This is a genomic window from Undibacterium sp. WLHG33 (assembly GCF_049544815.1).
In the GTDB taxonomy this organism is placed as follows: domain Bacteria; phylum Pseudomonadota; class Gammaproteobacteria; order Burkholderiales; family Burkholderiaceae_D; genus Undibacterium.
The window spans coordinates 2,633,369-2,652,993 of record NZ_CP186697.1; the positions used below are offsets into that span (position 1 = coordinate 2,633,369).

General features: G+C 52.0%; 14 protein-coding genes. 7 read left to right on the plus strand and 7 right to left on the minus strand.

The features are described 5' to 3' along the window. Positions 1–3: 3 nt before the first annotated feature. Positions 4–2,220: a TonB-dependent receptor plug domain-containing protein gene (locus ACOTSW_RS12070; protein ID WP_423679334.1), complete on the minus strand. Its 2,217-nt coding sequence runs from the start codon at positions 2,218–2,220 to the stop codon at positions 4–6. 364 nt (positions 2,221–2,584) lie between these two features. Further along, positions 2,585–3,346: a substrate-binding periplasmic protein gene (locus ACOTSW_RS12075; RefSeq protein WP_423679335.1), complete on the minus strand. Its 762-nt coding sequence runs from the start codon at positions 3,344–3,346 to the stop codon at positions 2,585–2,587. 222 nt (positions 3,347–3,568) lie between these two features. Between ACOTSW_RS12075 and htpG the strand changes: the two genes are divergently transcribed. After that, positions 3,569–5,476, plus strand: a complete 1,908-nt coding sequence (htpG, locus tag ACOTSW_RS12080; RefSeq protein ID WP_423679336.1) for a molecular chaperone HtpG — start codon at positions 3,569–3,571, stop codon at positions 5,474–5,476. Positions 5,477–5,626: 150 nt separating this feature from the next. On the opposite strand, the gene ACOTSW_RS12085 is transcribed toward htpG, so the two are convergent. Together ACOTSW_RS12085 and ACOTSW_RS12090 are read right to left on the minus strand one after the other, a co-directional pair. Beyond that, positions 5,627–6,133 carry a DUF3016 domain-containing protein gene (locus tag ACOTSW_RS12085; RefSeq protein ID WP_423679337.1) on the minus strand — a complete coding sequence of 169 codons (507 nt, stop codon included), beginning with the start codon at positions 6,131–6,133 and terminating at the stop codon, positions 5,627–5,629. A gap of 224 nt (positions 6,134–6,357) precedes the next feature. Next, a complete protein-coding gene (locus ACOTSW_RS12090) occupies positions 6,358–6,807 on the minus strand; it encodes a glycine zipper 2TM domain-containing protein (RefSeq protein ID WP_423679338.1) in 450 nt (149 codons plus the stop codon). A 263-nt stretch (positions 6,808–7,070) separates the two neighbouring features. Here ACOTSW_RS12090 and ACOTSW_RS12095 point away from each other — a divergent pair, with 263 nt between their 5' ends. The 3 genes from ACOTSW_RS12095 to ACOTSW_RS12105 all read left to right on the plus strand — a co-directional run bounded on the left by ACOTSW_RS12095 (position 7,071) and on the right by ACOTSW_RS12105 (position 10,293). Then, positions 7,071–7,544 carry a DNA-deoxyinosine glycosylase gene (locus ACOTSW_RS12095; RefSeq protein ID WP_423682308.1) on the plus strand — a complete coding sequence of 158 codons (474 nt, stop codon included), beginning with the start codon at positions 7,071–7,073 and terminating at the stop codon, positions 7,542–7,544. A gap of 101 nt (positions 7,545–7,645) precedes the next feature. Then, complete coding sequence (locus ACOTSW_RS12100; RefSeq protein ID WP_423679339.1) at positions 7,646–8,464, plus strand: spermidine synthase; 819 nt, start codon at positions 7,646–7,648, stop codon at positions 8,462–8,464. Positions 8,465–8,511: 47 nt separating this feature from the next. Continuing rightward, complete coding sequence (locus ACOTSW_RS12105) at positions 8,512–10,293, plus strand: GspE/PulE family protein (RefSeq protein WP_423679340.1); 1,782 nt, start codon at positions 8,512–8,514, stop codon at positions 10,291–10,293. 2 nt (positions 10,294–10,295) lie between these two features. On the opposite strand, the gene ACOTSW_RS12110 is transcribed toward ACOTSW_RS12105, so the two are convergent. Next, on the minus strand, positions 10,296–11,189 hold the full coding sequence (locus tag ACOTSW_RS12110) for an SDR family oxidoreductase (RefSeq protein WP_423679341.1): 894 nt from the start codon (positions 11,187–11,189) through the stop codon (positions 10,296–10,298). 12 nt (positions 11,190–11,201) lie between these two features. On the opposite strand from ACOTSW_RS12110, the gene ACOTSW_RS12115 reads away from it, so the two are divergent. After that, complete coding sequence (locus ACOTSW_RS12115) at positions 11,202–12,227, plus strand: CDP-6-deoxy-delta-3,4-glucoseen reductase (protein ID WP_423679342.1); 1,026 nt, start codon at positions 11,202–11,204, stop codon at positions 12,225–12,227. A gap of 386 nt (positions 12,228–12,613) precedes the next feature. Further along, entirely contained in the window at positions 12,614–13,804 is a 1,191-nt protein-coding gene (locus tag ACOTSW_RS12120) for an acetylornithine transaminase (RefSeq protein ID WP_423679343.1), read from the plus strand. A gap of 22 nt (positions 13,805–13,826) precedes the next feature. Here the strand turns inward: ACOTSW_RS12120 and ACOTSW_RS12125 are convergent, their stop codons facing one another. Continuing rightward, complete coding sequence (locus ACOTSW_RS12125) at positions 13,827–13,964, minus strand: hypothetical protein (RefSeq protein ID WP_423679344.1); 138 nt, start codon at positions 13,962–13,964, stop codon at positions 13,827–13,829. Positions 13,965–14,066: 102 nt separating this feature from the next. Beyond that, positions 14,067–15,845: a glycoside hydrolase family 44 protein gene (locus tag ACOTSW_RS12130; RefSeq protein WP_423679345.1), complete on the minus strand. Its 1,779-nt coding sequence runs from the start codon at positions 15,843–15,845 to the stop codon at positions 14,067–14,069. A gap of 368 nt (positions 15,846–16,213) precedes the next feature. Here ACOTSW_RS12130 and ACOTSW_RS12135 point away from each other — a divergent pair, with 368 nt between their 5' ends. Beyond that, the gene (locus ACOTSW_RS12135; protein ID WP_423679346.1) at positions 16,214–19,612 is read left to right on the plus strand and encodes a S41 family peptidase; all 3,399 of its coding nucleotides are present in this window, start codon (positions 16,214–16,216) and stop codon (positions 19,610–19,612) included. The last annotated feature ends 13 nt before the right edge of the window (positions 19,613–19,625 follow it).

Sequence of the window (19,625 nt, forward strand, 5' to 3'; positions counted from 1 at the left end):
GCATCACAATACTTTTTCCAGCAACAACCTGACGCCGGTTTGCCGGGGTGTTGCAACCGATCTCGTCTGACTGCCCTGATTCATATAAGTGTCATCCGCTACCGCAGTCTGGTGCAGCGCATTAGTGAGCGATACGCGCAGTTGCGTGCCGGATGCCAGTTTCCACAGGCTGTAAAGATCGAGCATGCGTGTGACGCTGGTATAGCTGCTGAGTAAGGCAGAATTCTGCACCCGGCCGCCGCCCTGAAAATTGAAATTCAGGCCCATGCTGTGTGTATCGGTGCGACGATAATCCATGCCCAGATTCGCGGTCAGCGGCACCTGACTGCTCAGGCGATTATCCGGTCCCGGCACGCTGTCGAGACGCGACCAGTTACGTGCCGCATTCAGACGAATATCGATAGCGGGTGCCTGTGCGAACCACAGCGCCAGCGGAAATTTTGCATCCATTTCTACCCCAGCCACTTGCGCTTTACCCTGATTATCCGGCGACGTCACCCACTCACCGTTCTGGCGAAATAACTGAAATGTAGTGACATTCTGTATGCGACGGGCAAAGCCGGAGATACTCAGCATGCTGCTTTTGTCGAAGTAATGTTCGTAAGCGACATCCATGCCCCACGCCAGTTCCGGCAGCAAATTGGGATTGCCCTGGAAGTCGGAATTGGTCGGGCCATTGGCGTTATTCACGGTGTAACGGCGCGGCACCAGATTGCGTGTCACCGGTGCTTTATACGTGCGCGACAAGGCAAACCGCAGCTGATCTTTTTCTGTGCCCGGTAATTTCCACAAGGTTTGGATGACCGGGCTCCAGACGCTGGAACTGGTGTTGGTATCCACCATCGTGCGGCCTTGTATCGCGGTGCGCAAGCCTTCCCAGCGCAGCCCCAGATACGCTTGCCACTGGCGCGAAATATCCCATTCATCCTGCGCGAATAAGGCCAGACGACGCACGTCAGCACGGTAATTTTCATCCAGAAAAGCTATGCTGCCGGGCGCACTGCCCGGCGCGTTGTGATCGTATTGCAGGCGTTGTTCGCTACGGCGTATCAGCCCGCCATCCCAGCCGAAGGCGAGGCTGTGTTCGTCATTAAAACGCCACAGATATTTTCCGCTGGCGGTCAGACTCTGATCAATCGCATCTGACACCACATTACGGATGAACGGTGAATTCACGGTCGTTGAATAGCCATCGAAATAATAATCACTGACACGCTTGTTGTAGTTCAGGCCCAGCTTACTATCGAGCCGTGCATCCGGACTGAAACGATGATTCCAGCTCAGATCGCTGCGGATGCCGGTAATGTCGGCGCTGGAGCGGTAATCGTTGCGTGGATACGTTGACGAAGAACCGGACAAAGTCGTTTCGGCATTGCGCCCAGACATCGTGCTCTGACTGAATTCCAGCAGGCTTTGTGAGGTTAGTTGATCGCCATCTGCCATCGTCCAGTTCAGACGTGGTGCCAGGCTGATTTTATTGGTCTTGAATTCTATGTGTTCATGAAACTGGCGCAAGTCCGTTAGATTCCCGGCGGCATCGCGTATCGTTTCTGTGGTCACAGGTTCTGAGCGGTTGCGGCTCTGATTCAGGTTTGCATTCAGCGAATACGACAAGCCAGCATTCTTATCTGCGAATTCTAGCGTGGCACCCGGCGCTGTCGTACCATCAATATAGCTGGCGGTCAGTTTGAGCTGTCTGGTTGCGCGGGAAATACCTTTGCGCAGCACGATGTTGATGCTGCCGGCAATCGCCTGCGCGCTGAATTCTGCCGTCGTGGTGCGCATAATTTCGATACGTTCGATCAGATCCGGCGACAAACTGTCGATAGAAAATCCACCCGGTACCGGCTCGCCATTCACCATGATTTGCGTATAGCCCGCCCCCAGACCGCGCATACGGATGTCGCTGCCGACCACGGATACGCCGGGCAGACGCTTCATCACGTCAGCGATGGCGGTATCACCGAATTGCAGCAGTTCGTCACGCCCGACAACAATTTTTGCCGCGGTGTCATTGCGCCGCTGGCTGGCAGCGCCGGGGCCGGACACTTCAACACTTTGTACTTTGTCGGCAGGTTTTTCAGTTTTTTGCTGATCCCGTTTTTCTTCATCCGCTGCGCTCGCAATATCCGGCAACATCACTGACAAGCTCAGCAGCAAAGGCAAAAGCCGGGGCGAAAAGTGGCCGGCGAGTGATTCCGGGTAACAGCGAAAAGGCATAAATGAAAAGTCAACGTCGTCGTTTGCAACACCGGATTGGTATTGGCTCAGTGCCGCATTTTACGTTGTCTTTAGGGAAAGAAAAATGAAATTCAGAAAATTTTTCTGCCAAGTTTGGCGGGATACATCGTCGCTTATCAACGCTGGCAAAAAGAAACATCAGCACAGCTAAAAACACCCCTGAGAAAGAACTGGAAAAAGCACACGCGCAAGCCCGTCTTCGCTCCCCAAAAGAGGTTTTTGGGGGAGTATCCTTCGATTTACGCTTCATCTCCTTATAAACAAAGGCGATCAAAATATACTCCCGGGAGTATATTTCATGCTCTGTAACGGCTGCGAAGATATGCTGATGCAGGTTTTACTGTCACTTGTTACGCGGAATACCGGCTTTCGGATCATTCAGAAAATCGCTCATGATGCGGGCGATCGTACCGTCGTTGCGCATTGTCGCCAATGCCGCAGTCAGCATTCTGGAATTGCGGCTCAGGGCAAAATCGGGCCGGACGCGCAGTACATGAGTGCCGTGCGTAATCACCAGTCGTGAAGTAATCAAATGCTTGCCGCCAATTTTTTCGGCCGCCGCCAGAATTCCCGGTAAACTTCCGACGACGCCCGAGATACGCCCGACTTCCAGCATGCGCAAACCATTTTCCAGCGTGCTGATATCGACTTTCTTGACCCGTTCATCCTGACCAAACGTGCCGTAGGTCATACGGCGTAACATGCCTATTCCCTTGTCCTGCGATTGCGCAATCACGTCGTCAAAACTCGTCATCGCAGTGCCGCTTTTAGCAACCACCACGACCGGATACTGCGTTACCTCTGCCAGGATCAGGCCGTCATCATCCGTGAAATTTTCACGGTGAGAAATGCTGTACGCCTCAGTATCAGCAGGAAACAACACAACATGTCGCGGACTGGGCACCACGACAACATCCAGCTGGATACCGGTGCGCTTGCGCAGTTCATTCGCAATACGAATATTGATACCGTCATAACGGCTCGTGCCTTCGACCATAAATGCAAACGGTGCAACCTCGGTCAGATACAGACGGACAGCACTCGCAGACGATGCCGTCAATAAAAATAAGGCAAAAATCGTGACCCGGAAAAGCAATTGGCGCATTTTTTATTCCTTACAGAAAGAACTCAAAAACGAGCGACATGCCTGTGAGTGTAGTGAAGATTTATAAAAATGCAATTTTTTGCTTGTTTGCGGTGCACACTGAGGCAGACCTTGAAATCACCGCAATCAGCCTCATTTCAGGGGGAGCGAATTATCCGCCCACGTCTGCACGGGAATCAGCGTGACCAGATCATCACAATATTGAAATCTTTGAGGAAAAATATGTCAGAAAAACAAACTCTGGGCTTTCAGGCCGAAGTCAAACAGTTATTGCAATTGATGATTCACTCCTTGTATTCCAACAAGGAAATTTTCTTGCGCGAACTGATTTCGAATGCGTCTGATGCATCCGACAAATTGCGTTTTGAAGCCATCAACAACGCCGCCTTATATGAAGATGATGCTGAACTGAGTATCAAAGTCAGTTTCGACAAAGCCGCCCGCACAATCACGATTTCCGATAACGGTATCGGTATGAGCAAAGAAGATGCGATTGCGCATCTGGGTACGATTGCCAAATCCGGCACCAAAGAATTTTTCGGCAAACTCTCAGGCGATCAGCAAAAAGATGCTGCCATGATCGGCCAGTTCGGTGTCGGTTTTTACTCCGGTTTCATCGTGGCAGACCGCATCACCGTTGAATCCCGTCGCGCAGGTTTACCCGCCAGCGAAGGCGTGCGCTGGGAATCCGAAGGTTCAGGCGATTTCAGTGTTGAAACGATCGCCAAGGCGAACCGTGGTACCGACATCATCCTGCACTTGCGTGAAGGCGAAGATGAATTCCTGTCTGCATGGAAACTGAAGTCTGTCATCCGCACTTACTCTGACCATATTTCTCTGCCGATCAAAATGCAGAAAGAAGAGTGGGATGCAGAGAAAAAAGAACAGGTAATGCGCGACGAACTGGAAACCGTGAATCAGGCCAGCGCCTTGTGGGCACGCAGCAAATCTGATATCACAGCAGAACAGTACGACGAGTTCTACAAGCATATTTCGCATGACTTCAGCGCCCCGCTGGCGCACACGCACAATCGTGTTGAAGGCCGCAGCGACTACACGCAATTGCTGTACATCCCGGCTCGTGCGCCGTTCGATCTGTGGGATCGCAACAAGCGCGGCGGTATCAAGCTGTACGTCAAACGCGTGTTCATCATGGACGACGCCGAGCAGCTGATGCCGGTCTATCTGCGCTTCGTCAAAGGTGTGATCGACTCGAACGATCTGCCGCTGAATGTGTCGCGTGAAATTCTGCAGGAAAGTCGCGATATCAAAGCGATCCGTGATGGCTCGACCAAGCGCGTGCTCGGTATGCTGGAAGACCTCGCCAATGCTGACGGCGATGATGCACAAGAGAAGAAAGACAAGTACGCCACATTCTGGAAAGAGTTTGGTCAGGTACTGAAAGAAGGTATCGGTGAAGATGCGACCAACAAAGACCGCATCGCTAAACTGCTGCGCTTCGCTTCCACACACAACGATAACGATGCACAAAACGTTTCACTGGCTGATTACCTGTCGCGTGCCAAAGAAGGTCAGGACAAGATTTACTATGTGACCGCAGAAAGCTATGCGACTGCGAAAAACAGTCCGCATCTGGAAATTTTCCGCAAAAAAGGTGTGGAAGTTTTATTGCTGACGGATCGCGTCGATGAATGGATGTTGTCGTTCCTGACTGAGTTTGAAGGCAAAGAACTGGCTTCTGTTGCCAAAGGCGGCCTCGATCTCGGCAAGCTCGAAGATGAAGCCGAGAAAAAACAGCACGAAGAAACCGAAACCGAGTTCAAAGATCTGGTCGAAAAAATGAAAGCGGCACTGGTCGATAAGGCCAAAGATGTGCGCGTCACATTCCGTCTGACCGACTCTCCAGCTTGTCTGGTGGCCGATGAGCATGACCTCTCCGGCAATCTGGCCCGTATGCTGAAAGCGGCTGGTCAGGCTGCACCGGAATCCAAACCGATTCTGGAAGTCAACCCGGATCACCCGCTGGTACAAAAGCTGAAATACGAAGAAGCCAAATTCAGCGACTGGTCACACATCCTGTTCGACCAGGCCTTGCTGGCCGAAGGCGGTACATTAAGTGACCCAAGCAGCTTTGTTAAACGTCTCAATGAAATGCTGTTGAGTAAGTAAAAAATACGGCAACGTTAAACCGTCGCTTCAAAAAAAATCCCGTTCATTCCAATGAACGGGATTTTTACTATCAACAGTGTTTGTTGTTTGACCAGCTATTGAGCTGACAATGCGCGGACAATGTCCGTACCGTCACTCAAATCAGAAATGTCACTTCGTCGGAAACTTCTTGTCCCGCTGCTGTTTTCTGAACCAGTCTTGCAACATTTTTTCTTCATATTCAAAGCTCGTATGGCCAGAAGGAATATGCATCCCCATCATGAAATTCATGTCTTTGATATCTTCCGTGCCTTCGGCTATCGCAACTCCCTTACCATCGGTCATACGATAAGTGAGCGACATGCGCGGCCAGTAAATTTCTCTGATAACGCGAATGTCGTTCGCCGTGCCACGCATCATAGGATGAACATCGCCCGCCAGATCAACATCAGTAACAGTAATCTCCCACTTCACATCGTCCGGTAACTTTTTTGCCAGATCGGTAAACACCTGACCCAGCTCTTTCGTCACGCGCTCCTGAAATGCCTCGCGGGTTTCGCTGGATGGGCGTATATCCGTATATTTTTCCGGTGTTTGCCAGGTGATACTGACTTCTCCCGCATACACAGGGGATGTCAGTGCGCCCGCTGTAAGCAGAGCCAGATAAAATTTTTTCATTTTTTTCTCCTGATTCAAATCAAGCAGCAGGTCATCATCTTTACTTCATTCTGTGTTCGCTGATGGCGCGCGTCGTTATGTACAAAACACATGCGTTTCCCGACCCACTACGATAGCGGAAGTGAAAGGATGAAGGCGTTCTTTGTGCGCCGCTAAGGCAAAACAGCCAGCGAATCTGGCCGTTTTGCTCGCTGTATTAACGACGGGTCAACTAAACAACCGTATTAATGTGTCACACGCGTCGTGCGTCCGTTCGACAACAAGCGCACTCTTTCGCCGACGCGGAACAATTCATCGGCGTCTTGCGTAATCGCTCTAAGCTCACCACTGTCAAGTTTGACTGTAATTTCGAGGCCGCGTTTCTGACTGTTGCTTTGCTCGATTTTCTGGCCGATCAGGCCACCAGCCACCGCACCGACTATGCCAGCTGCTATTGAACCGTTACCGCCGCCAATATTGGAGCCGGCAGCAATACCACCCAGCGCCGCACCCGCAGCAGTTCCAACACCGGTCTGCCCTTTATCGATGGTCACGTCGCGTACCGATTCCACATAGCCCATGCGTACACTTTGCTCATTCTGCGTCTGACTGGCACGATAAACACTGCCAGAATTATTTGGTTGCGCGCAAGCACTCAGCAGCGCCACAGCAGTCAGTATCAATACTTTTTTCATTGCGATCTCCATATTCATCAAAACATCATTACAACCTATGATCACACTCTGCATACCTGAGACAGCACGGCGAACAGAAAGTTTCTCTCGCGGCATTGGCTCCATGGCACTGAGTGACATACACAATAGTATAGCCATGCGTCATAATGTTTGCTGATCAGTTTTCAAACAGAGCGAAGATAAATCAAAATAAGCAGAAAAAGCGCGAATTTCACCGCTTCTTATTGTAAGAATGAAAAAAAAATCAGCAAATGAGTCAACTAATTTTATCGGGATTTCCCCCTGTCATCGATGAGACCACGCATACCCTGATTCTAGGGAGTTTTCCGGGACAAGCCTCACTGGATGCGCAGCAATATTATGCGTTTCGCCACAATCAGTTCTGGCGACTGTTGTCAGTTGTGTTGCAACAGGATCTGGTCGTTTGTGAGTATCCGCAAAAACTGGAAATGCTGTTGGCGCATGGGATAGGACTGTGGGACATCTTCCGTCATTGCGTGCGTCAGGGCAGCCTGGATGCGGCAATACGCGACGGGGAGTTAAATGATTTTGCCACATTGCGGCGCGACTATCCGCAGCTCAGGCGGGTTTGCTTTAATGGTAAAACAGCAGCAAAAATACAAAACTGGTTTCAGACGCAAGGCTATCAAACGCTGGTGCTGCCCTCTTCTTCGCCGGCCAATGCGATGCGCTCTTTCGCAGAAAAAGCACGCGATTGGCAGCAGATCATCAACTGAATCACCACCGCCACATTTTATTTGTCGCTACTGTCACATAGCGCGACAAACTTTTACATGAATTCTGTTTTAGATACAAAAGCAAAAGGTAAAATAGCGCTATGCTAATCAAACGTAAATCCATAGAAGCCGAAGCCAATCATCGCTCCGGCCCCAAGGCTGCGGCCGTTAAAAAATCTCCACGCAAACCTAAATTCGCGCCAGTCACACTGTCAGAACTCGATGGTGTACGCTTTTTGCATTTCGGTACCGAATGGGTGCAAGGCGCGATGCGCTTGCGCAAGCCGGATGCCATCGAACTCGAATACGCACAGCAGATGATGATCTGGATGCTGTTTAATCCTGAACCGCAACATATCGTTCAGCTTGGTCTCGGAACCGGTGCGCTGACAAAATTCTGCTATCGTCAGTTTGAGACCGCACGTGTTACCGCCGTTGAGCTGAACCCCTCTGTGATCGCGATTTGCGAAAGCATGTTCAAATTGCCTGTGAATGACGACAGACTGAATGTCATCGAAATGGATGCACTCGATTTTGTAAATGATGAAAATAATCTCAATACCATCGATGCGCTGCAGGTAGATCTGTACGATGCGACCGCCAAAGGGCCGGTACTGGACACAGCAGAGTTTTATCAGTCGTGCGCAGCCTGCCTGAAAGACAACGGCATCCTGACCGTCAATTTATTCGGTGACCACCCGAGTTATGCACGCAATCTGAAAGCCCTGCGCTTTGCCTTTACTGAAGTTTTATGTCTGCCGGAAGTACATGACGGTAACGTCGTTGCGGTTGCCTTCAAACAGAAACAACAGTTTGACTTTGCTGCATTATATGAGCGGGCCAATGAGATCAAAGCGGCGACCAAGTTACCGACAAAATCCTGGGTCAACGGCTTAAAAGCAGCCAGCGATCCGACATAGTTTTGCGCCAGACACCTGCCCACAACCAATCAAATCAGCCAAAGAAAATGAATCCAAAAGCCCAGCGCCGCTTAGATCTGCAACAAATTTTCACCTGGTTGATGGCGGATGGTCTGATCCTCAAAGAGGACGCCAAAGCAAAATACAATGAGGCGCAAGGTATTTTGAAAAACGGGCCGTCAACCATGCATCCGCTGACAGCCACCGCGCAATGCAAACTGCTTTCGGCAAAAGCACCGCATACGCAGCTGACACTGGACTGGCTGACCGAATGGGCGGCGGCAAAAGTGCACCTGCCGTTTTACCGTATCGATCCTTTAAAAATTGATTTCACCACCGTCTCTGACGTGATGTCATCAACGTATGCGACGCGCTTTAATATTCTGCCTGTCGAATCGAATGCCAACACGGTCGTTGTCGCTACGACTGACCCGTACAACACGGAATGGCAAGATGAAATCGCGCGGATTTCGCGTAAGGAAATACGTCTGGTACTCTCCAATCCGCTGGAAATTTCACAATACATTGTGCAGTTTTTTTCACTGGCGAAATCGATTAAAGATGCGCGCAAATCCAGCAGTAATGACCTCGGCCTGCGACAAAATTTCGAGCAGCTGGTTGAACTTGGTAAGTCGAATAAACAAGTCGATGCGAATGATCAGCACATTATCAATATCGTTGACTGGTTGTGGCAATTTGCATTTGATCAGCGCGCCTCGGATATTCATCTCGAACCCAAGCGTGATATGGCGGTGATCCGCTTCCGTATTGATGGTGTGCTGCATCAGGTGTATCAGGTGCCGGCAACCGTCATGATCGCGATGATCGCACGTATCAAATTGCTTGGTCGTATCGACGTGATTGAAAAACGACGTCCGCAGGATGGTCGTATCAAAACCCGCACTGCCGATGGTCAGGAAGTCGAGCTGCGTTTATCAACGCTGCCTACCGTGTTCGGCGAAAAAATGGTAATGCGTATTTTTGACCCGGATGTCGTGGTCAAGACCTTGCCGGAATTAGGTTTTCCGCTGAACGATGCGAAACGCTGGGACAATCTGACCAAGAAACCACACGGTATTATTCTCGTCACCGGGCCAACCGGTTCAGGAAAAACCACAACCCTGTACACCACACTCAAAGCACTGGCCACATCCGATGTGAATGTCTGTACTGTCGAAGACCCGATAGAAATGGTGGAAGCCTCGTTCAATCAGATGCAGGTGCAATCATCAATCGATCTGAACTTCGCCGATGGCATACGCGCACTGATGCGGCAAGATCCTGACATCATCATGGTCGGTGAGATACGCGACTTGGAAACCGCAGAAATGGCGGTGCAGGCCGCACTGACCGGCCATCTGGTACTCTCTACTCTGCACACCAATGATGCCCCATCTGCCATCATGCGTCTGCTGGAACTCGGCGTTCCTTATTATCTGCTGGAGGCAACGATAATCGGCATTCTGGCACAACGTCTGGTGCGTACCTTGTGCGTGCATTGCAAAGTCGCTGACGGCGAGATTCAGGATGCGATCTGGGAAACGCTGGTCGAAGACTGGGGCATACCGAAACCACAGACTGTCTATCGCCCTGTCGGCTGCCCGGAATGCCGTCAGACCGGTTTTCTGGGGCGTACCGGCCTGTATGAGTTGCTGACCGTGACTTTGCCATTCAGTAAGCTGATCACGGAAAACGCCGATATTCATGCCTTACGTGCGCAGAGTATCAAGGATGAGATGAAGCCCTTGCGCATTGCCGGTGCTTACAAAATCGTTGAAGGCCTGACAACTGCCGATGAAATTCTGAAAGTCACCTCATCGCTGATATAAAACTAATCTCGTAGTTTGACAGCCGCAAAAACACCATCGCGTACCTGCGGATACAGCAAGCGTGCGCCCAGCTCATGTTTGATACGCTGATTCTCGAGGCGGCGCGATTCCGACATGAATGACAGCAGCATGGGTGAGACTTGCTTTTGCAATTCAGCACGAGGCAGGCGTGGCGGACGCGGCAACGCAAATGCATCAGCCACCAGATCAAAATAATCACCCATCCGGATATCGCTGTCGTCCACCGCGTGATACACGCGCTGCGGCGAACCACGAAATAAGGCCAGCCGTATCAGCCGCGCCAGATCGTCCGCATGAATATGATTGGTGTACACGTCATCACTGCTGATCAATGCTGGCGTGCCTTTTTGTAAGCGCTCCAGCGGCAAACGATCCGCAGCGTAAATGCCCGGCACCCGCAGAATCGCTAAGGTGGACTGGCTGCGTTTCGCCCAGCGTCGCAGGCATTGTTCTGCCGCTACGCGCCGCACGGCACGTGCATTTTGAGGCTTGACTGGGCGGGTTTCATCAAACTTTGCGCCAGCGCAATCGCCATACACGCCGGTCGTGCTGACATAAACAAGACGGCTCTTGTCGGGTAAAATGGCGCTCAAATTCTGGCTGCGGACATCAGTCACGCCGTCAGATCGCGGTGGCGCCAGATGCAGGATACGCGGTGCCAGTCCGGACAGACGCCTCAGCGTATGCGGCTGATCCAGATCAGCGACTACCGGTACCGCCCCCGCTGCACGCAGCTCTGCGCAACGCGCAGGCTGACTGGTAACGGCAAAAATACGGAAATGCGCACGCAATAATGGCAGCAGACGCATACCGACATCGCCGCAACCAATGATCAGTAAGCGCGGCTTAGCTATTTTTTTTAACTGTTTTTTCATGCTCAGGATTGTATGACTTTTCAAGTAACCGTGACCCCCAGCGGTCGTCAATTTAGCTGCGACGCAGATGAAACCGTATTATCCGCCGCTTTGCGCGCGGGCATCATTCTGCCTTACGGTTGTAAAAATGGAGCCTGTGGTTCCTGTAAAGGCAAAGTCACTGACGGCACTGTCGTGCATGGCAATCATCAGCAACGCGCACTGACTGAGGACGAAGCAGCACAAGGCATGTCGCTGTTCTGCTGCGCCAAGCCACAAAGCGATCTGACTATCGAAGCGCGTGAACTGGTCGCCAACGATGAATATCCGGTCAAGAAGATGCCGACCCGCATTGCGAAACTGGAAAAATTATCCGATGACGTGATGCTGGTTGCACTGCAACTGCCAGCGAATGAAAAGCTGAATTACCGCGCTGGTCAGTACATAGAATTTTTACTGCGTGATGGCAAACGCCGCAGCTATAGTATGGCGAACGCGCCGCACGATGCGGAACACATTACCCTGCATATCCGCCACATGCCGGGTGGTTTATTTACCGATCAGGTTTTCTCAACATTGAAAGAACGCGACATCCTGCGCTTTGAAGGTCCGCAAGGCACGTTTTATCTGCGTGAAGACAGCGACAAACCGATTATTCTGCTCGCCTCCGGCACCGGCTTTGCGCCGATCAAGGCACTGGTCGAACAATTGATCCACACCAAATCCACGCGCCCGGTCGCGCTGTACTGGGGCGGTCGTCGTCCGGCGGATCTGTACATGAACAAGTTATGTCAGGACTGGGCTGCGAAATTACCCGGCTTCCGTTATGTCCCGGTGATTTCCGATGCACAGGCCGAAGATCAGTGGCAGGGTCGCACTGGCTTCGTTCATCAGGCGGTGATGGCCGATCATGCGGATTTATCCGGCTATCAAGTGTATGCGTGCGGCGCGCCGGTGATGGTGGATTCTGCCAAACGGGATTTTGTCGCGCAGTGCCAGTTACCGGCTGACGAGTTCTACGCCGATTCATTCACATCCGAAGCGGATCTGGCAAATTGATCAGGAACGGACAACGCGTGTTCATGCATGCGAAAAACGATGTGCTTGTGCTCTGTTAATCAATTGCTCATCATCTGCGCGCGCATGAACTGAACATCAAGTTTTTTTTCAGCGCACTGCGTAAATTTATTTTGACGCAGTGCGCAAAAAGTCCTACTATCCGCTTTATGAAAATTTTCACCGACATGTCTTCACCAAATATCGCACGACGTCGCAGCTCGTTCTTCGAGCCTGGGACTATGTACGAGTGAGCGTGCGCGGAAGATGAGCAGCACCACAAGTATCAAGCCACAGGCGACACCTGTGGCTTTTTTGTTATTCAGCACCCGATATTAGTCTCTACTACTCTTTTTTACCCCTGCTTTGTCGACTTTAGGAGTCTTGAAATGGAATTCAGCCAGTACAACGTTAACGCTCTGATGTACATCACACCGCGCCCGGAAATCGTTTTTACGGAAGGCAGCGGCATGTGGCTGACGGATAACAATGGCAAACGCTATCTCGATTACCTGCAAGGCTGGGCGGTTAATTGCCTCGGCCACAGCCCTGCCGTGATCCACGACGCACTGGTGGCGCAGTCGAAAAAACTGCTGAACCCATCGCCTGCGTTTTACAACGCGCCGATGATAGAACTGGCTTCGCGCCTGACAGAGCAATCCTGTTTTGACCGCGTTTTCTTTACCAACAGCGGTGCAGAAGCGAATGAAGGCGCGATCAAACTGGCACGCAAATGGGGTCAGCTGAACAAAAACGGCGCGTTTGAAATCATCACCTTTGATCACAGCTTCCACGGTCGCACGCTGGCAACGATGTCGGCCTCCGGCAAACCGGGCTGGGACAAAATATTTGCACCGCAAGTCACCGGTTTCCCGAAAGCGGATCTGAACGATATCGCTTCGGTTGAAAAACTGATCAGCGACAAAACCGTTGCTGTGATGCTGGAACCAGTACAGGGCGAAGGCGGCGTATTGCCGGCAACGCGTGAATTCATGCAGCAACTACGTACACTGACGCAAAAACACGGCATCCTGCTGATCGTTGATGAAGTACAGACCGGCATGGGACGCACTGGTGAATTGTTTGGCTATCAGTTGTCCGGTATTGAGCCTGACATCATGACGCTGGCGAAAGGCATCGGTGGCGGCGTACCGCTCGGCGCCTTGCTGTGCCGCGAGGCAGTCGCCTGCTTCGTGCCGGGTGACCAGGGCGGTACCTACAACGGTGCACCATTGATGACAGCCGTTGGCATCGCGGTACTGAAGGAACTGACCAAGCCGGGCTTCCTCGATGAAGTCAAAGAAAAGGGTGCTTATCTGAGTGCAGAACTGGTGAAACTGTCGGATGAATTCGGCCTGCAAGGCGAACGCGGTGAAGGCTTGCTGCGCGCACTGAAACTCGGCGACAATATCGGCGCGCAAATCGTTGAAACAGCGCGCAATATGGAACCGGTCGGTTTGCTGCTGAATTCACCACGCCCTGATCTGCTGCGTTTCATGCCTGCGCTGAACGTGACGAAAGAAGAACTCGATCAGATGCTGTCCATGCTGCGTGATGTGCTGAAGCAAATCAAAAAATAAGCACTGCACGTCAAGGTTCTGTTTATAAAAAAAAAGCAGCCACGGCTGCTTTTTTTACGTCTGTTTCCTTATTGTTTGCCTGTTGAATGCTGTTTTTCAGCATACTCCCCCCTGTTTTTATGTATTTCGCCTTCATCCCGGCATAAACAAAGGGGCTCAAAACATACTCCCTGGGAGTATTATTCAGGCATTTTCCGGCACTTTTACGGTGGTTTTTCTGCGCTCTTTCAAACGGCGTCAGTCACGCCGATCAATTGCTGGCTTACGGCTTCACCACAAAGTGCATCACCGACAATGCCGGCAAGGTATAACTGAACTGATTTTGCTTGATCGCACTCAGACCTGCACGCATCGTCACGGCCTGGCTGCTCGCGTCCACGCCCCATACCTGCACAGAATTCAGCGCCACCGGATGCGCAATTTGCAAGCTCGCATTCAGCGGTATGCTGAGGCGGTTGATTGCGATCAGATGCACGGTATTCGGATCAGCGGCACTGACGGCCGCATACACGGTGCCATTGCCGTTATTCGTCGACACTGCCTTAACGGAGACTTCAGGAAACACCGATTTATTGCCGTCGTAATTCCGGAAAATTTTAAATCCTGCGGCAATATAGGCTTCCACATCGCCGAAATACGTTGCCAGATGTACGCCCTGCTGACCAAACGCGCCGAGTGCATCGGCCTGCGCAATCGCGCCGCTCACATCATCTCTGCCGCCGAAATCATATTCGGTCACGGCGAGTTTGGTGCCGGGATAAAAATCCGCAATCGACTGCTTGAGCTTGGGCAGAATTTCCAGACCACGGCCATCGGTAAAGCCGTTGCCGCCTTGCGTGATCCAGCTTGGTTCAACGTAGCTGCTGTCCCACAGACTGCGTGAAGCCTGCACGCGATTGGCCGGATCATACGATGCCTGTGAATAGAAATGAAACGAGAAGGCATCCAGCAAACGCTTGCCCGCTGAGGCAGACGCTTTGCGCATCGTATCCAGATAGACGTTGGTAAAGGTCATGCCGTTGTAGCGATAGCGGTCACCGGTGTTTTTACTGAGATACGGTTCCACATAATACTGATTCCAGTCCGCTGGCTGATGCGATTGCGAACCATCCCAGACTGCCCACAAACTGAATAAACCCAGATAACCGCTCACTGCCGGACCGAAGGTTTGTGCGGAGCTGTCCATGCGCTTGACTGTTTTTGCGAGCGCCAGATTCTTTTGCATGACATCGCTGATCGTAGTCAGATTCGGGTACAGATTTTCATGTGTGCCAGCGCCCTGGCTGGATGGCCACACATGCCACAGATCCGGTTCATTATCAAGTTCATAGCCTTTGACACCTTTAGTAGAAGATGCCTTGCCATATTTTTTGACGAGGAAATTAAGCTCTTCGTCGATATACACCACGTTGTCGCTCAGCGATGGTGCCAGACTCAGGCTGCCTGCGGCGGCAGGTTTGTCGTTCACAATATCAAGCCAGCGGGTCACATCGACATTCGATGGCCCGGCGGTGCTTTGCCATAACTCGTAACCTTTGCAGCTCGATGGCGGATACAGATTGACGATGTCTTTCGGCAGCTTGCCGGCAGCAGGTAATTGCAGCAAAGAGAACGTACCCAGCACCAGCGACTGATCATGGAACGCTTTAATCCCGGCACCCGGTGCGTAATACGCCAGACCACTGGTGCTGGAAGGCTCGCCGGCGCCGGTCGCGTATGTCACTCCGGCATTCGAAGAATGGCACCAGTCGGCACCGGAATTGCTGACACCGTTTTCCCAGTTATAGCTGGTCATATTATTGCCACCGAGACGACGCGACGTCAGATTCAGACTATCCAGATTCGCTTTGCCGCCATGCGCATCCCAGCCTGTGCGACCATAGCCGTCAGCGTAAGCATTGAAGCCGTAGATCAAAGGACTAATGGTTTTGCGCTCGGCCTGCGTGTTAACGCTGAAAGTAACGTTCTGTGCCATCACCAGTGACATTTCTGTCGAAATACTGAGGATTGCAAGAACTTTGATGAAGTTGACTGGTCTCATGGCTCTCTCCGCCGGATAACTAAACTGATTGCGCGTTGATGGTCACGTAAGGCAGATCGGCCAACGTGTAAGGAAACAAATGTTGCTCTGCCGATGTTATAAATGGATAGTTGCCCAACATCAACAAAACTTACACTTCGGTAACACTTTTGATGTTTTTTTGTAGGAAAAAAGCGGAGATTTGTTTTTCTTACCAGCTTTTTTTGCAATAGCTAAATTAAGCAACAGGACTTACGCCCAGTTGTACCAGCAAGGCATGGCGACGAAGACAGTACGAATAGTACGGCGAGGAGCCATAACGCTGCTGGGGCGGCTGGGCGTCAGTCCTGAGTAAATAATTCCAATCAATTAAGTTAAAGATCATTCACATGAAACTACCCGCTGGCGTCACCCGCTACTTACCTTCCTCTGTTCTGCCGCGCAAACTGAGCAAACGGCAGCCTCTTAACCTCGCTCTCAGTCTCGCGCTTGGGCTGACGATTGGCAGTATTGTTTCGGCGGCGACGGCTGCACCGGCGTATTACCGCTTTCCCGGCATACGCGCAGATACCGTCGTCTTTACTGCGGAAGGCGACTTATGGAAAGTCGGCCTGCGCGGCGGGCAGGCACAACGGCTGACCACCCATCCGGCCGCAGAAACCCTGCCAGCGATTTCACGCGATGGGCTATGGCTGGCGTTTTCCGCCGCCTATGAAGGGGCAACCGAAGCCTATGTCATGCCGGTCAACGGCGGTTTGCCACAACGTCTGACATTTGAAAATGATGTCGTGAATGTGCTCGGCTGGACAGCTCAGGGCGAGGTATTAGTCAGCACACTCAACAGCACCGGGCCCAACGCGCACAGAGTCATTGCAGCGATTGATCCGAAAACACAATTACGCCGCGTCTTCCCGGTTGCTGACGCGAATGAAGCAACGCTCGATGACAGCGGCCGTTATCTGTACTTCACGCGTTTCGGTCTGCAAATGACCAATGACAATGCAAAACATTACCGTGGCGGCGCGACCGCACAATTGTGGCGCTATGACTTGCAAAGCAAAGCCGAAGCCGTCAATCTGTTTGCCAGCGACAGCAGCAATAACAAGCGCCCGATGTGGTATCAGGGTCGCCTGTATTTCATCAGCGACCGCGATGGCGCATTCAATATCTGGACAGCCAACGCCGACGGCAGCAATCCGCAACAACTGACGACGCATAAAGAATGGGATGTCAGAAATGCCGCTATCGGCGACGGCAACATCGTCTATCAGCTCGGCGCCGATCTGCATGTGTTGAACCTTGCCAGCAAAGCCGACAGCACACTGGCGATCGATCTGACCTCGGATTTTGATCAGCAAAGAAAACGCCTGATCCGCACACCGCTGGAATACCTGAGTGACACCGGTATTGCTGGCAAAAGCGAGCGTCTGATTTTCACTGCGCGCGGTCATGTCACTATTGCAGGAACAGGTCTGCAACGCCGTGTCGATTTAGCGATCCCCGAAAACGCCCGCGCCCGCGCAGCCGTGTTCTCGCACGATGATCAGAGCATCTATGCGATTGTTGACAGCTCCGGTGAAAATGAAATCTGGAAATATCCAGCCAACGGTATCGGTAAGGCAGAAATGCTGACTCACAATGGCGATGTGCACAGGCTGAATATTTATCCGTCACCGGATGGAAAATCGCTCGCGCATACAGATAAACGTGGCCGCGTCTGGCTGCTGGATCTGGCAACGAAAACCAACACCATCATTGATGACGGCGGCAAAGCAGGCTTTGACCGTTACGGTGATATCGTCTGGGCACCGGACAGTAAAACGTTGGCCATCGTGCGCCCGGATAGCAACAGCGGCCGCCAGCAAATCGGTTTGTATTCCTTCGCCAGCAAACAACTGCATTTCGTCACCGGCGATCGCTATGAATCGCATACGCCGGTATTTTCCACCGATGGCAAGTGGTTGTATTTCTTATCTGAACGCCACTTCGAGGTCGGCAATCGTTCACCCTGGGGTGACCGCAATCTGGGCCCGAGCTTTGACAAACGCACAGGTATTTACGCCCTCGCCTTGCAGGCAAAAAATCGCTTTCCGTTTAAAGCGGACGATGAGTTAAGCAAACTCAGCAGCAAAACCGAAGTAAAACCAGCAGAAAAAAACAATGAAAAATCGGCGGAGAAAACGTCGGATACGGATGCTAAATCAGCAGATACAAAAGCCAGCAAAACGGCCTTACCAGCGATTGAATACGCTGGACTCAGCGAACGCTTGTATCAGGTACCACTCGCTGCCGATAACTACCGCGGCTTAGCGATTGACGATAAACGTCTGTATTTCGTTGAGCCGGAAGGCAATGAAGGACGCGGCATACTCAAGACACTGGCTATCAGCAAAAACGCGGCGCAACCGGAAGTATTCGCCAGCGGCATCCGTCAGTTTGATTTATCTGCCGACAAAAAGCATGTGTATTACAAAACCTCTGCCAGTAACGGTAACAGTGATTTTGTGATCGTCGAAGCCGGTGCCAAAGCCCCCAACGATATCAGCAAAGCGAAAGTCAGCATCAATGACTGGAGTTTCACCTCCTACCCGCGTCAGGAATGGCGCCAGATGTTCGGCGATGCCTGGCGTATGCACAGAGATTTTCTGTACGATGACAACATGCGTGGCGTGGACTGGAAAAAAATGCGCGACAAATATGCGCCGCTGGTCGAGCGCGTGACTGACCGCAATGAGTTGAATGATGTGCTCGCGCAAATGGTCAGCGAAGTCGGCGCGCTGCATTCGCAGTTCCGCCCCGGCGACGTCCGCAAAGCTGCTGCCGAAGGCGCACCGGCAACGCTGGGCGCCGTGTTAGCGCGCACCAAAGACGGCTATAAGATAGAACATATTTATCGCAGTGAACCGGAGTTACCAACAGAGCGCAGTCCGCTGGCGCAACCCGATGTCGATGTCAAAGAAGGCGATGTCATTCTGAGCGTCAACGGCAAGCCGGTCATGGAAGCACGTGACATTGCCGATCTGCTGCTGAATCAGGCCGACAAGCAAGTCCTGCTGCAGGTAAAACGCGGAAATCAGGCACCGCACAATGTCATCGTCACGCCTGTCAGCATGACGAAACATGCGAATCTGCGTTACAGCGACTGGGAACAAAGCCGCAGTGCGCGCGTTTACGAAGCATCGAAAGGCAAGATAGGTTATCTGCATCTGCGGGCCATGGGTGCGCAGGACATCAATGCGTTTGCACGCGAGTTTTACGCCAATGTCGATCGCGATGGTCTGATTATCGACGTACGCCGCAACCGTGGCGGCAATATCGACAGCTGGATCATAGAAAAATTATTGCGTAAAACCTGGGCATTCTGGTCGCGTGGGAATAACCGCCCTTACACCAATATGCAACAGACTTTCCGCGGTCATCTGGTGGTGCTGGTCGATGAGCTGACCTATTCTGACGGCGAGACTTTCGCGGCCGGGGTGAAAGCATTGAAACTCGGGCCACTGGTTGGCAAACGCACGGCTGGTGCCGGTGTTTGGCTGTCGGATGGCAACAGTCTGGCGGACAACGGCATGATACGCGCCGCAGAAAATGCCCAGTTCGGCATGGATGGCCGCTGGCTGGTTGAAGGCGTCGGCGTCACGCCGGATGTAGAGGTCGAAAACATGCCGCATGCAACCTTCAACGGACAAGATCAGCAACTCGAAAAAGCCTTGCAAATGCTGACCGACAAACTGCGCGAACAACCCGTCAGCAAACTGGTGCCGCAAGCGATTCCGCCGCTGAAATAAGTGTTTATCCATC